The organism is Nocardia sp. NPDC004151 (genome assembly GCF_042874235.1).
Classification (GTDB): Bacteria; Actinomycetota; Actinomycetes; order Mycobacteriales; family Mycobacteriaceae; genus Nocardia.
In genome coordinates, this window is sequence record NZ_JBIAMR010000020.1 from 68,058 (window position 1) to 80,923 (window position 12,866).

Genomic DNA, 12,866 nt, shown 5'->3' on the forward strand with positions numbered 1-12,866 from the left:
GTCGAGGTGGTGGGCGCGACGGAACCGGGCGCCTGCTTGACGAGGTCCGGAACCGGTTCGGCGGCAATGCTTCGCGCCTCGGCCGCGTCCTCGGCCGACTCGGCGTCGGCCTCGTCGGGCACGCCCAGGTAGGCGTTGATCACCGCGGGATCCTGGCGGATCTGCTCCGGCAACCCGTCGGCGATCTTGCGGCCGAATTCCAGCACCACGATGCGGTCGGTCACGCCCATGACCAGTCGCATGTCGTGCTCGATGAGCAGCACCGTGTAGCCGTCGTCGCGGATCTTGCGGATCAGATCCATGAGCGCGGACTTCTCGCTCGGATTGAACCCGGCGGCGGGCTCGTCCAGGCACAGCAGTTTCGGCTCGGTCGCCAGCGCGCGGGCGATCTCCAGGCGGCGCTGATCGCCGTAGGAGAGGTTGCGCGCCTTCTCGACCGCGTGCGCCGCGATGCCGACGTACTCCAGCAGCGCCATGCCCCGCTCGAGCGCGTCCTTCTCCTCCGCGCGGTGCCGCGGGGTGCGGAACAGAGCACCCGGGACCGAGGTCTTGTGCCGGGCGTCCGCGCCGACGACCACGTTCTCCAGCGCGGTCATCTCCCCGAAGAGCCGGATGTTCTGGAAGGTGCGCGCGATGCCCAGCCGGGTGATCTCGTTGCGCTTGGTCTTGGTCAGGGGCTTGCCGTCGAAATAGACCGTGCCGTCCGACGGGCGGTACACCCCGGAGATGGCGTTGAAGCAGGTCGTCTTGCCCGCCCCGTTGGGCCCGATGAGTCCGAGGATCTCGCCGCGGCGGATCTCGAAGCTCACATTGTCGAGCGCGGTGAGGCCGCCGAACCGCATGGTGAGCCCGTCGGTGCGCAAGAGCGGCGCGCCGACCTCGGTCTCGATGTCACGGTGCGGCGCAACGACTTCCGCGACCACCTCGGGGTCCTTGTAGACGGGCAGCACCTCGGTCACGTCGAGCATGCCCGCGCTGGGCTCGACCTCGGGCCGCGCGTACCCGGCCGCCATGTCCTCGTTGTCGAACAGCGCGTCGCCCGGCCCCGTCACTGTCCAGCTCCCGTCGTCTGCGCGGCCACCGCGGGCCGTCGCACCGCCCGATACACCTGCCGCCCGTAGGTCAGCAGTTTCTGCCGCGCCGGGAACAGCCCCTGCGGCCGGAAGATCATCACGACCACCAGCGTGAGACCGAAGAAGAGGTACTTGTAGTCACCGAGCGACTGCCCGCCCACGTTCACGCCCATGAACCGGTTGGGCAGGTACACGATCAGGAACGCGCCGACGATCACGCCGAGCTTGTTGCCCTGCCCGCCCAGCACCACCGCGCACAGGAACAGCATCGAGTTGATGACGTTGAACCCCTGCGGATTCACGTACTGCACCTGACCCGCGTACAGCGCGCCCGACAGGCCGCCGATGGCCGCGCCGATCGTGAACGCCCACAGCTTGAACTTGAAGGTGGGCACGCCCATGATCTCGGCGGCGTCCTCGTCCTCCCGGATGGCGACCCACGCGCGGCCCACCCGGCTGCGCTCGAGATTGCCGACCAGCATGAGCACGGCGACCACCAGGACGATGCCCAGCCAGTACCACCAGGTGCCGGAGTTGGCCCGGTCCAGCACATTCCAGGTGTGCACGTCACCGAGATTGCCGGAGGAGAAGTAGCCGCCCGGATGGGTGCCGGACTCGCCGACGTGCGGGTACTGGATGCGGGACAGGCCGAGGCTGCCGTTGGTGATCTCGGGCAGATTGTCGGCCAGCAGCCGGACGATCTCACCGAAGCCGAGGGTCACGATGGCCAGGTAGTCGCCGCGCAGGCGCAGCGTCGGCGTGCCCAGGATGAGACCCGAGATCGCGGTCGCCAGGATCGCGATCGGCACGCACGCCAGCCACGCCCACTGCGGATCGAGCCAGCCGCCATTGGTCTGATTCCAGGGACTGTTCGGACTGGTCAGCAGACCGACCGAGTACGCCCCGACCGCGTAGAAGCCGACATAGCCCAGGTCGAGCAGGCCCGCCTGTCCGACAACCACATTCAGGCCGATGGCGATGAGCGCGTACATGGCGAACTGCGCCATCACCCCGCCGAAACTGGTGCCGGGCGTGTCCAGCAGCGGCAGCTTGAACAGCGGCAGCGCGGCCAGCACGATGACCGCCGGAATGCCGAACGCCCACTGCGCCGGTCGCGAGAGCCCGGCCCACCAGGCGCGGATGGCGTCGCCGACGCCCCGTCCCGCGGGCGAGCCATGCGGCGCGGGAGCCGTTTTCGTGTCCGTCATGCGCGCGCCCTCCCCAGGCTCTCCCCGAGAATGCCGGTCGGCCGGACCATGAGCACCGCGACCAGCACCACGAACGCGACCACGTCACGCCACTGATCGCCGAAGAGCACCTGGCCGTAGTCCTCGGCCAGGCCGAGCAGCAGCCCGCCCAGCAGCGCGCCGCGCAGGTTGCCGATACCGCCCAGCACCGCGGCGCTGAAAGCCTTGATGCCCAGGATGAATCCGCCGTTGTAGATGATGCCGTTGGGGATCTTGAGCGTGTACAGCAGCGCGGCGGCGCCCGCCAGCACACCGCCGATGAGGAAGGTCAGCATGATGACCCGCTCCCGGGAGACGCCCATCAGCGTCGCCGTGTCGGGGTCCTGGGCCACCGCGCGAATGCTGCGGCCGAATTTGGTGCGGTTGATCAGCAATTCGGTGGTGAGCGCCAGCGCGACCGCGGCCAGCACGATCACCAGCGCGACATTGGTGACCGACGCGCCGAAGAACTTGAACTGCTCGGTGGGCGTCACCAGCTGGATCGGCTGCTGCGCGTTGGTGCCGCCGAGCTTGTTGCCGGTGAGCTTGGGCAGGATGTAGTGCACGAATTCCTGCAGGACGAACGACATTCCGATCGCGGTGATCAGGAAGATCAGCGGTTTCGCGCCGCGTTTGCGCAGTGGCCGGTACGCGACTCGCTCCAGCGCCACCGCGGCCGCGCCGGAGACCAGCATGCCGAAGACCATGGCCGCTGCGAGGTAGACCACGGTCAGTCCGACACCCTGGGAGTACGTATCACCGCTCGCCGCGAATCCGAACACCATCAATCCGACCAACTGGCCGAAGGTGCCGAGCATGAATACTTCTGAATGGGCGAAATTGATCAGGCGCAACACACCGTAGACGAGTGTGTAGCCGACCGCGACCAGGGCATAGATCGAGCCGTAGGTCAGTCCTTCGACGGTGAGCCGCCAGAATTGATCGGCGACGCCGGACAGATCGAACTTGATGGATCCGCTCGCGAGGAGGGTCACATCGGCCAAAGCGGGTGCAGACATTCGTTACTTTCCGCTGTCGTGGAAAACAGCGTGTGCCGAAAACGAATTCGGCACACGCTGTTCCGATTAACGGTGATCGCTACTTGACCTGATACATCCAGATCAACGCGTTGGCCAATTCACCGGTGGGACTCCACTTGTACTGACGGGCCAGACCCTGGCCGTCGTAGCCGCGCACGTATTCGACCAGGTCGGGGCGGGTGACCTTACCGGCCTCGATGCCCTTGAGCACGATCGTGGTCAGGTCGTAGCCCTCGGTCGAGTAGGTGCCGGGCTCGTAGTTGTTGAACGCCTTGTAGGCGGAGGCGAACTTGTCACCGGCCGGACCACACGGGCAGGAGAGCAGCGCGTCCTTGGACTTGCTGCCGGCCTGCTTGGTGAACTCGACGTCCTTGGTGCCGTCGTCGGAGATGAAGGTCGCGGTCACGCCACCGTCGCGCAGCTGGCTGACCAGCGGCGCGGCCTCGGCGTAGTAGCCGGAGTAGAAGATGCCGTCCGGCTTGGCGGAGGCCATCTTCGACACGGTCGCGGAGAAGTCCTTCTGCTTGGCCTTCACATTGGCCGCGCAGCTCGGGTCGGCGATCGGGCCCAGGCCCTCGGTGACCGTCTTGGCCAGGCCGGTGCCGTAGTCGGAGTCGTCGGCGATGACGCAGATCTTCTTGAACTTGCCGGTGCCCTTCAGGTATCCGGCCACGGCCGGGCCCTGGATGCCGTCATTGCCCAGACCGCGGAAGAAGTTGGTCCAGCCGTTGGTGGTGAGGGTGACGTTGGTGGCCGACGGCGTCAGCGACAGCAGGTTGGCCTGGTTGAGGATCGCGCCGGTCGCCTTGGTCTCACCGGAGAAGGTGGGGCCGATCAGCGCCACGATCGACGGGTCGCTGACGATGGTCGGAATGACCTGGGTGGCCTTCTGCGGGTCGCCCTCGGTGTCGAATTCCTTGACCGAGACCTGGCAGCCGGGGTTGGCCTTGTTGTGCTGGTCCAGCGCCAGCTTCACACCGCGGATGATGTTGAGGCCGAGGTTGGCGTTGTCGCCGGTCAGCGGGCCAGCCATCGCGATGGTCTGGGGGGCGCACTTGCCCTTGCCGTCACCGGCGGGGTCGGCGGCCGCGCTGGAGTCCGTGACCGGGACCTCCTTGCCCTGCGAGTCCACCTGCACCAGGGGCGAAATGGTCAGATTCGACCCGCCTCCGCCCGAATTGTCCGTCGATTTGCTACTGCAGCCGGCACTGCCCAATGCGAGTACGGCCGCGGCCCCGACGACAAGCATCCTGACCGCGCGACTGTGCCGCATGGTCGACGTGCGCGTCATTGAACCAAGCACGATTCACCTCATGTTCTGTGCGCCCCCGGGGTGACCGAGGAGGGCCGCCCCATCGATCGGCCCGCACAGAAACATAGTCGGGCCACGTTAGGTCCGCATCACATTCGAATCATTCATGTGACATCGCAACTAAAGTGGAACGCCCTGTTGTTACCGCACTGTAAATTTCTTCAGTGCATTAGTGGCAACAACAGGGCGACGACCCGGCAAATGCGACTTACTTCGGTGCGAGGTTCTCCAGCACCACTTCCGCGACCGCCTTCATAGTGGTGCGTCGATCCATGGCGGTGCGCTGAATCCACTTGAACGCCTGCGGCTCGGACAGCCCCTGGGTCTGCATGAGCACACCCTTGGCACGCTCCACCAGCTTGCGCGTCTCGAGCCGGTCGGTGAGGTTCGCGACCTCGCTCTCGAGCGCGGCGATCTCATGGAATCGCGATGCGGCCAATTCGATGGCCGGCACCAGATCCGACTTGGTGAACGGCTTCACCAGGTACGCCATCGCCCCCGCGTCGCGCGCCCGTTCGACCAGGTCGCGCTGGCTGAAGGCGGTCAGGATGACCACCGGCGCAACGCGTTTCGACGCGATCTCGGCCGCCGCGTCGATGCCGTCGCGGCGCGGCATCTTCACATCCATGATCACCAGATCCGGACGCAGCTCCACGGCGAGGTCCACGGCCTGCTGACCGTCACCCGCCTCACCCACCACGTGATAGCCCTCCTCGGAGAGCATCTCCACCAGGTCCATCCGGATCAGCGCCTCGTCCTCGGCAACCACCACCCGCTTGGGGGCGGACGCCGCAGCGTCCTTCTTCGAACCGCCCCCTGCTGTCGTTCCCATAGATGAACCCCTGTCGCTTCCGAAATCCGATACCCGATGCCACCTCGTCTTGCGCCACCCACACAGGACCAGCACGCACCCGAGTCCCCCAAAGAGTACCGTTCACCCGGCCCTACAACCCACGTACCCAGCGCAAACCGACCAGTATCACAACCTTGTCGCGCGCCGACCCCCTCGATTAGTTGGTTTGCACCACGACCCGCTATCATTTCCCTCCGGTGCGCCGAGTTGGCGGAATTGGCAGACGCGACGGTCTCAAAAACCGTTGCCCGGAAGGGCGTGTGGGTTCGATTCCCACACTCGGCACCAAGGTCGAGGGCCGTTCCGATGATCATCGGGACGGCCCTTTTTCTCTGCTTTTCGCTGCGGTCCGCGGCAGCCCGAATCACTCTCCGAGCCAAGAAGTTCCCGCTTACTCATCGGCCCGATGGTCCCGCTTCAGGGGCCGGGACGCTCTCGGCGCGGAGCGGCGGGAGGGCGGCGGCGCAGATCGGGGCGAAGAGGGCGCGGGCGGCGCGGGCGAATTCGGTTCGGGTGCTGCCCAAGTGGCGCAGGGCGGGGCCGTGGTCGAGCAGGACGACCAGGATGGCGGCGTGCAGAATGGTCCACCACGCTGCGCGGATGAGGGGGCGGAACACCGCCGGGGTCGAGGCGAAGCCCAGGCGCAGGCGGTGGGTGTGGAACGGGATGTGGCGTTGCTCGTCGGCCAGGATGAGGGCGGCCGTACGGGTGGTGAGCGGGTCGCGGGCGCCGTCGCGCAGGGTCCGGTAATAGGGGACGGCGATGACCTCGGCGACCGACAGCACCATGAGCTCCAGGCGCAGGCCCAGGCCCCGGCGCAGCCGGACGAAGATCGTGTCGGTCCAATGACCGGATATCGGTTTCTCCCCCGCCGCCCGCAGGAGGTTCAGCAGCAGGCGCGCGTGGTTGCGTTCCTCGGCGACGAACAGCCGGACCGCCGCCGCGTAGACCGGATCACCCGCCCCGTCGGCCTTGGCGATGAGATGCGCCCCATCGCCCGACTCCCCCACCTGAAAGCGTTGAATGCTGCGCGCGAGGTCGGGATGCAGAGTCACCCCACCGGCGCTGTCGGGATCGCCCGCGCGAGCCCGGGCTCGCGCCTTCGCCTCGAATTCCGTTGTCCACCTGGTGAATTCATCAGAGTCGCGCATACGAGCCTTCCGATCTCGACTACTGGGCCGTTCCCGAACCGACTCTAGAAACCGGATGTGCGGACCGGGCGGACACCGAGTGGAGATTCTGTGACGGCGCGCCAGGTGTCGCCGACGATCTGATCGATCGTGGAATGGATTGGCTTCCACCCGGTTTCGGCGGTGATCGCGGACGGGTCGACGATCAGGGTGGGCGGTTCCGGGGCCGGAGGGCGATGATCGAGGGCGAGGGACACACCGGTCACCCGCCGGACCGCCGCGGCCACCTCGAGGATTGTCGTGCCGCGGCCGCTGCCGACGTTGTAGCGGGTGGCCGTGCCGGGACGCGGCGGGGTGTGCAGGCACGCGATGAACGCGCGGGCCGCGTCCTCGACATGGAGGTAGTCGCGGGTGGCGGTGCCGTCGCCGTTCACGGGCAATGGCGAATCGGCTGCCGCCGCAGCCACCGCGCGCGGGATCAGGCGGGAGAGGTCGCGGTCGGGTCCGCCCGCGATGTTCGACAGGCGCAGAATCACGGCCGAGAATTCGCCGGTCCGGGTCGCGGCCTGGATCGCCAGCTCGGCCGCCAGCTTGCTGTGGGCGTAGGGATGGGGCGGGGCGTCGGGGAGGTCTTCGGTCATGGGCTGGCGATCGGGGGCCCCGTAGATCGCGGCGGTCGAGGCGAACACGATGGTGCCGACGGCGGCGGCGGACATGGCTTCGAGCAGGGCGAGGGTCGCGGTGGTGTTGGCGCGGAAATAGCGCAGGGGCTCGGCGATCGATTCGCGGGCGCGGGCCAGCCCGGCCAGGTGGCAGACCGCGTCCACGGAGTCGACGGCTCGCGCGAGGGCCGCGGGGTCGAGCAGGTCGGCCGGACGGACCTCGGCCGCACCCGGGATGACGGCCCCGGGGGTGCGCGCCATGGCGACGGGTTCGTGGCCGGCGGCGTGCAGGGCCGCGACGACGGCGCGGCCGAGGTAGCCGGCGGCTCCGGTGACGAGTACGCGCACCGGGCCATTCTGACAGGGCAAGGGAGACCGGTCGGGATTGATCTCGGGGAAGCGGTGCCGCGGGGGTGGCGCGTCGCGCATGATCGGTGAGCCGTAGTCGACACAGCAGTATGGAGGGCGCATGCGAATCCCGATGACCTCGACGGCGAGAGCCGGATGGGCCAGGATCGGCGCGGGGGTGGTGATGGCCGCACTGGTGGGGGGATGCGGGGCGCAGACCGATGGGCACGCGGTGCCGGAGACGACACAGACGGGAGTGGCCACCACGATGCGGGATACATCGAGCACGACGAATTCGGCGAAGACGACAGCGAAGGCGGCCGACGGGCTGCCCGCGGCGGCGAACGGGGCCGATCTCGGGGCCTGCGCGAAGGGCAACTGCGAAATCCGGGTGGACGGGCCGACCACGATTCCGGTCCCGGGGTTCTCGCGGATCGGGGGCAGTGTGCGGATCGGGGAGATCAGCGCGTTGTCGACCACGGCGTCCACGACCGTCTTCGGGTTGCCGGTATCGGGATCCACCGGCGTCGGCGGCACCATTTTCCTCAATGGCCTGACCGTGAAGATAGTTGCCGTCCAGGGCAGCTCGGCGGTGCTGCGGCTGAGTACGTCCTAGCCGGCGGCCCGAGCCGTAGACTCGGGAAGTGAAGGGCCGCGTTTCGAACCGCGAGCACGGGAGTGACGTAGACCCGCACAGATCACCGAGAAGTGCGGAGGCCACGAATGCCGGTGAAGAGAATGACCGCGGACCTGTCCGACTATCCGGACCTGGTCGTGATCTTGCTCGGTATGCGTGTGCACAAGCCGCGGGGAATGCTGCGATTGCTGGGAATCGGACCCAAGCTGTACCAATCCCATCACGACCGGCCCGACGGGCTGTTGTCGCACGAGGACGTCGTGTGGTCGATGTGGCCGCCGCATTGGGGCGCCCGGCAGTATTGGCGCGATCTCGACAGCCTGGAACGCTGGACCCGCTCGGAACCGCATCGCGAATGGTGGCAACGGTTCCTGCGCGATTCCGGCGGCACCGGATTCTGGCACGAAGCCTATTTCGCCAGGGGCGGAATCGATTCCGTCTACGACGATATGGCCGCGGCCACCGGGCTGGGCCGATTCGCGCCCACCGTTCCCGCCCGCGGACGGCTGTTCTCCACCCGCGGCCGCACCCGGGGCACCGCATCCGAAATCGCGCCCGCGGTAACGGAATCCGCGCTATACGGAACGACCGACAAATAGCGGTTCAGGTATTGATTCGGCGTGCGCGAAAAGGCATGCTGATCTTCCACGACGAGTCGCCCACCGGACACTCCGGTAAACGAGAGTCGACAGTGAGTGAGCGACATCCGGCCACCGCGTGAACAATGCGGTTGAAACGTGTGATTCGGTCACGGAACTGTTTCGAATCGACAACGGCGGGCATAGGTTGTCCGCATGCACGTCCTGTTCGTCTGCAGCGGAAATGTTTGCCGATCCGTCATCGCCGAACGCCTCACCGTGGCGGTGGCCGCCGGCCACGGACTACAAGAGCTCACCGCCGAGAGCGCGGGCGTGCGCGCCCTGGTGGGCTTCCCCGTGGAACCCCTGGCCGCACAGACGATTACCGGCCTCGGCGGTGACGCCTCCAACTTCAAGGCCCGGCGGCTCAAGGCCGAGATGGTGCACCGCGCCGACCTGGTGCTCACCATGACCGAGAAGATCCGCGACCAGGTCCGCGAACTAGTGCCCGCCGCGCTCCCCCGCACCTTCACCCTGCTCGAGGCGTACCGGATCGCGAAGGTCAGCGGTGCGCGCACCGTGGTCGGCCTGCACGCCGCGCGCGACGACCTCGCCTATGTCGGCCGTGAGAACATCTCCGACCCGGTCGGCCTGTCCCCGCAACAGTATTGCGATGTCGGCGACAAGATCGCCGAGGCGCTGGTGCCGCTGCTGCTGGCGCTGCACGCGCATCAGCATCCGCAGGCCACGCTGCGTCCGCGCAGCGCCGCCGACGGACAGCCGCCGCTGCTGGTGATAGACGGCGGACGCGGCGAATCTCCCCGAACGGCTGTGCACTCTCCGCGACCGGCCGCGCAGTCGCCCCATTCGGCACCGCCGGCCCGCCGCGCGGCGGAATCCACCGGATAGCAGGCGATCCCGGCAAACCGGCCGGTCGGAGTCCGCGTGTCAATACACCTTGCTGACGCGATGGTCCGGTAAGGGATTACACTCTCGCGCGGAACACTTATCCGTTCCGCCGAACGCCACTGCCGGTGGTTCGACACAAGAACAGGACCAAGGACATGCCGAAGCGCATTTCGGATGTTTCGCTCCATGTTTACGTGACACCCCACACCCTGCGCCGCGTCACCGAGACCGTGTGCCGGGTGGTCGACGAATATGTCGCCGATCGAGATATCTTCGCGTGGCGCTTCACCCTCCCGGTGGAGTGCGACGATCCCGCCCACACGGTGCTCGAAACCCAGTGGCGGCTGGATCATCCCGCCGCCGAGCCGGGCGAGCGCCGCACCTACGAGATCGCGCTCAGCCTCGTCGGGGAAGCCCGCCAGCTCACCAAGGCGGGCATCGCCAAACTGGAGCAGCGGCTGCTGCTGGAGCTCTCCGCGGGCGAGCCGATCCCCTACATCGTGCACGCCCTGCAACGCGAGAACTTCGACCTCGAGGAAAACCGCGAGTTGATCTGACTCGCAGAACTCTCAGGGGTTCCCCTGAGACCCTCGGGGATTTCGGGACTCGGACCTCGGGACGCACCCCTAAGGGCGCGGCCCGATCTCCGGTGTCCGTATCTCAGCGACGTGCCGGGAAGTGGCGGATCACGCCTTCCTGGACGGTCGTCGCCAGCAGGTCGCCGTTGCGGGCGTAGAAGTGCCCGCGGGCCAGGCCGCGCGAGCCCGCCGCCACCGGCGACTCGGTCGCGTAGAGCGACCAGTCGTCGAAGCGGAACGGCCGGTGGAACCAGATGGAGTGGTTCACCGTCGCCGCGATGATGCGGTCCCAGCCCCACGACAGCCCGTGCGTGGTGATGATCGAGTCCAGCACCGTGGTGTCGGACGAATACGCCAGCGCCGCAACGTGAATCAGCGGATCGTCGGGCAGCGCGCCGTCGGTGCGCATCCAGACGCGATTGTGGCCGAGGCTCTCGCCCTTGCCCTTGAGGATCCAAGCCGGGTCGTTGGTGTAGCGCATCTCGATGGGATGCGGTGCGTCCACGAACATCTGGAGCTTGTCCTCCATGCCCGCGAACGACTCCTCCACGCGCGGAAGGCCTTCCGGCCCCGGCACGTCGGGCAGGGGCGTGCCGTGCTCGAGCCCCTTGCCCCAGTCCTGGAAGGCCGCGAGCATGACGAACAGCTCCTGCCCGTCCTGGTACGCGGTCACCGTGCGGTTGGCGATGGAGCGGCCGTCGCGATGCCGATCGACGTGGTACTCGATCGGCTGCTTCGGGTCGCCACCGCGCACGAAGTGCGCGTTCACCGCGTGGATCGGCCGTTCCGGTCCCACGGTCCGGCCCGCGGCGATGATCGCCTGGGCGACCAGCTGGCCGCCGAACGTGCGGCTCCACACCTTCTCTGGGTGATGTCCGAGGAAGATGTCGGGGCCGTTCTCCTCGAGATCGAGCAGACGCAGCAACACCCGCAGATCATCCGATAGCCCGGTCCCCTCGGGGTCCGCGACGACGTCCGCGGACGTCTCGTCCAGCGACGCACTCAAATTAGTGGTCCTCCTCGCCGATGCGATGCACGTGGATCAGGTTGGTGGACCCGACCGTACCCGGCGGGGAGCCGGCCACGATGACCACGAGATCACCCTTGCTGTACCGGCCGATCGACAACAGCGCGTTGTCGACCTGGTGGATCATCTCGTCGGTCGTGCCCACCGGAGGAACGATGAACGTTTCCACGCCCCACGTCAAGGCCAGCTGACTGCGAATCGCGGACTGCGGCGTGAAGGCCAGCAGCGGCAGCGGGGTGTGCAGGCGAGCCAGGCGGCGCACCGTGTCACCGGACTGCGTGAACGCCACCAGCGCTTTGGCATTGAGGCGCTCGCCGATGTCGCGGGCGGCGTAGGAGATGACACCGCGCTTGGTCCGCGGCACGTGGGTCAGCGGCGGAACCCGGGTCGAGGACTCGGACTCCACCGCATGCACGATGCGGGCCATCGTGCGCACGGCCTCGATCGGGTAGTCGCCGACCGAGGTCTCGCCCGAGAGCATGACCGCGTCCGCGCCGTCGAGCACCGCATTGGCCACATCGGAGGCCTCGGCGCGGGTCGGGCGCGAGTTGGTGATCATGGATTCCAGCATCTGGGTGGCCACGATGACCGGCTTGGCGTTCTCACGCGCCATCTGCACGGCACGCTTCTGCACCAGCGGCACCTGCTCGAGCGGCAGCTCGACGCCGAGGTCGCCGCGGGCGACCATGATGGCGTCGAAGGCCAGCACGATGGCCTCCAGATTGTCGATGGCTTCGGGCTTTTCGAGCTTGCCGATGACCGGCACGCGGCGGCCCACGCGGTCCATGATGTCGTGCACCAGCTCCACATCGGAGGGCGAGCGCACGAAGGACAGCGCGATGAAGTCCACGCCCAGCTTCAGGGCGAATTCCAGGTCGTCGATGTCCTTCTCGGACAGCGCGGGCACGGACACGTCCATGCCGGGCAGCGAGACGCCCTTGTTGTTGGAGACGGGGCCGCCCTCGGTGACCTCGCAGACCACGTCGTTGTCCTCGACGCGCAGCACGGTCAGCCCGACCTTGCCGTCGTCCACGAGCAGTCGGTCGCCGGGCTTGGCGTCCTTGGCCAGGTGCTTGTAGGTGGTGGAGACCCGGTCGTGGTTGCCGATCATGTCGTCGACGGTGATCCGGACTTCCTCGCCGGTGTTCCACACCGTTTTGCCGTCGCCCTCGAACCGGCCCAGCCGGATCTTGGGGCCCTGCAGGTCGGCGAGGATGCCGACCGCGCGACCGGCGGTATCGCTGGCCGCACGCACCTTCTTGTAGTTCTCGGCATGATCGGAGTGCTCGCCGTGGCTGAAGTTCAGGCGCGCAACGTCCATGCCACTTTCGACGAGCTCACGAATCCGGTCCTCGGATGACACTGCGGGTCCGAGGGTGCACACAATCTTCGTTCGTCGCATCACGCGTTCAACCCTAGACCTGTGGTAAGGCTCATGCCGACCCCGGCACACACATATACGGTTCTCGTAAGCACCCGTTCAGCTATCAGCT

At 67.3% G+C, this 12,866-nt stretch carries 11 protein-coding genes, 1 tRNA gene and 1 pseudogene; 4 read left to right on the forward strand and 9 right to left on the reverse strand.

The genetic code is table 11. The features are described 5' to 3' along the window. Window positions 1-110 precede the first annotated feature (110 nt). From ACFYTS_RS32540 to ACFYTS_RS32560, 5 genes and pseudogenes are all read right to left on the reverse strand, one after another. Window positions 111-1,013: pseudogene (locus ACFYTS_RS32540) on the reverse strand (ABC transporter ATP-binding protein); the annotation flags it as partial. Between the two features lie 35 nt (window positions 1,014-1,048). Beyond that, entirely contained in the window at window positions 1,049-2,281 is a 1,233-nt protein-coding gene (locus ACFYTS_RS32545) for a branched-chain amino acid ABC transporter permease (protein ID WP_387309230.1), read from the reverse strand. Continuing rightward, on the reverse strand, window positions 2,278-3,318 hold the full coding sequence (locus ACFYTS_RS32550; RefSeq protein WP_357285862.1) for a branched-chain amino acid ABC transporter permease: 1,041 nt from the start codon (window positions 3,316-3,318) through the stop codon (window positions 2,278-2,280). The genes ACFYTS_RS32545 and ACFYTS_RS32550 overlap by 4 nt, the downstream gene beginning before the upstream one ends. A gap of 79 nt (window positions 3,319-3,397) precedes the next feature. Continuing rightward, window positions 3,398-4,612 carry a branched-chain amino acid ABC transporter substrate-binding protein gene (locus tag ACFYTS_RS32555; protein ID WP_387309272.1) on the reverse strand — a complete coding sequence of 405 codons (1,215 nt, stop codon included), beginning with the start codon at window positions 4,610-4,612 and terminating at the stop codon, window positions 3,398-3,400. Between the two features lie 247 nt (window positions 4,613-4,859). Beyond that, a complete protein-coding gene (locus tag ACFYTS_RS32560; RefSeq protein WP_357097904.1) occupies window positions 4,860-5,483 on the reverse strand; it encodes an ANTAR domain-containing response regulator in 624 nt (207 codons plus the stop codon). 222 nt (window positions 5,484-5,705) lie between these two features. Here ACFYTS_RS32560 and ACFYTS_RS32565 point away from each other — a divergent pair. Continuing rightward, window positions 5,706-5,792, forward strand: a tRNA-Leu gene (locus ACFYTS_RS32565). Window positions 5,793-5,899: 107 nt separating this feature from the next. Here ACFYTS_RS32565 and ACFYTS_RS32570 read toward each other — a convergent pair. Together ACFYTS_RS32570 and ACFYTS_RS32575 are read right to left on the reverse strand one after the other, a co-directional pair. Then, complete coding sequence (locus tag ACFYTS_RS32570; RefSeq protein WP_387309231.1) at window positions 5,900-6,655, reverse strand: ferritin-like domain-containing protein; 756 nt, start codon at window positions 6,653-6,655, stop codon at window positions 5,900-5,902. Window positions 6,656-6,699: 44 nt separating this feature from the next. Further along, the gene (locus tag ACFYTS_RS32575; protein ID WP_387309273.1) at window positions 6,700-8,184 is read right to left on the reverse strand and encodes an NAD-dependent epimerase/dehydratase family protein; all 1,485 of its coding nucleotides are present in this window, start codon (window positions 8,182-8,184) and stop codon (window positions 6,700-6,702) included. Between the two features lie 183 nt (window positions 8,185-8,367). On the opposite strand from ACFYTS_RS32575, the gene ACFYTS_RS32580 reads away from it, so the two are divergent. The 3 genes from ACFYTS_RS32580 to ACFYTS_RS32590 all read left to right on the forward strand — a co-directional run bounded on the left by ACFYTS_RS32580 (window position 8,368) and on the right by ACFYTS_RS32590 (window position 10,325). Then, window positions 8,368-8,880, forward strand: coding sequence for a monooxygenase family protein (locus tag ACFYTS_RS32580; protein ID WP_357285857.1), 513 nt, complete (start codon window positions 8,368-8,370; stop codon window positions 8,878-8,880). A gap of 195 nt (window positions 8,881-9,075) precedes the next feature. Continuing rightward, window positions 9,076-9,768, forward strand: coding sequence for a low molecular weight phosphatase family protein (locus tag ACFYTS_RS32585; RefSeq protein ID WP_387309232.1), 693 nt, complete (start codon window positions 9,076-9,078; stop codon window positions 9,766-9,768). A 155-nt stretch (window positions 9,769-9,923) separates the two neighbouring features. Further along, window positions 9,924-10,325, forward strand: a complete 402-nt coding sequence (locus ACFYTS_RS32590) for a hypothetical protein (protein ID WP_357099926.1) — start codon at window positions 9,924-9,926, stop codon at window positions 10,323-10,325. Window positions 10,326-10,428: 103 nt separating this feature from the next. Here the strand turns inward: ACFYTS_RS32590 and ACFYTS_RS32595 are convergent, their stop codons facing one another. Together ACFYTS_RS32595 and pyk are read right to left on the reverse strand one after the other, a co-directional pair. Next, entirely contained in the window at window positions 10,429-11,340 is a 912-nt protein-coding gene (locus ACFYTS_RS32595) for an acyl-CoA thioesterase (RefSeq protein ID WP_387309274.1), read from the reverse strand. A 13-nt stretch (window positions 11,341-11,353) separates the two neighbouring features. Then, complete coding sequence (gene pyk, locus ACFYTS_RS32600) at window positions 11,354-12,778, reverse strand: pyruvate kinase (protein WP_357285851.1); 1,425 nt, start codon at window positions 12,776-12,778, stop codon at window positions 11,354-11,356. Window positions 12,779-12,866 lie beyond the last annotated feature (88 nt).

Coding starts and splice junctions, on each gene's coding strand:
- ACFYTS_RS32545 (WP_387309230.1), bottom strand. CDS start 2,281: ATGACGGACACGAAAACGGCTCCCGCGCCGCATGGCTCGCCCGCGGGA.
- ACFYTS_RS32550 (WP_357285862.1), bottom strand. CDS start 3,318: ATGTCTGCACCCGCTTTGGCCGATGTGACCCTCCTCGCGAGCGGATCC.
- ACFYTS_RS32555 (WP_387309272.1), bottom strand. CDS start 4,612: ATGCGGCACAGTCGCGCGGTCAGGATGCTTGTCGTCGGGGCCGCGGCC.
- ACFYTS_RS32560 (WP_357097904.1), bottom strand. CDS start 5,483: ATGGGAACGACAGCAGGGGGCGGTTCGAAGAAGGACGCTGCGGCGTCC.
- ACFYTS_RS32570 (WP_387309231.1), bottom strand. CDS start 6,655: ATGCGCGACTCTGATGAATTCACCAGGTGGACAACGGAATTCGAGGCG.
- ACFYTS_RS32575 (WP_387309273.1), bottom strand. CDS start 8,184: ATGGTGCCGCCGACGCCGGTGGATCCCGATACCGGCAACCCGAAGACG.
- ACFYTS_RS32580 (WP_357285857.1), top strand. CDS start 8,368: ATGCCGGTGAAGAGAATGACCGCGGACCTGTCCGACTATCCGGACCTG.
- ACFYTS_RS32585 (WP_387309232.1), top strand. CDS start 9,076: ATGCACGTCCTGTTCGTCTGCAGCGGAAATGTTTGCCGATCCGTCATC.
- ACFYTS_RS32590 (WP_357099926.1), top strand. CDS start 9,924: ATGCCGAAGCGCATTTCGGATGTTTCGCTCCATGTTTACGTGACACCC.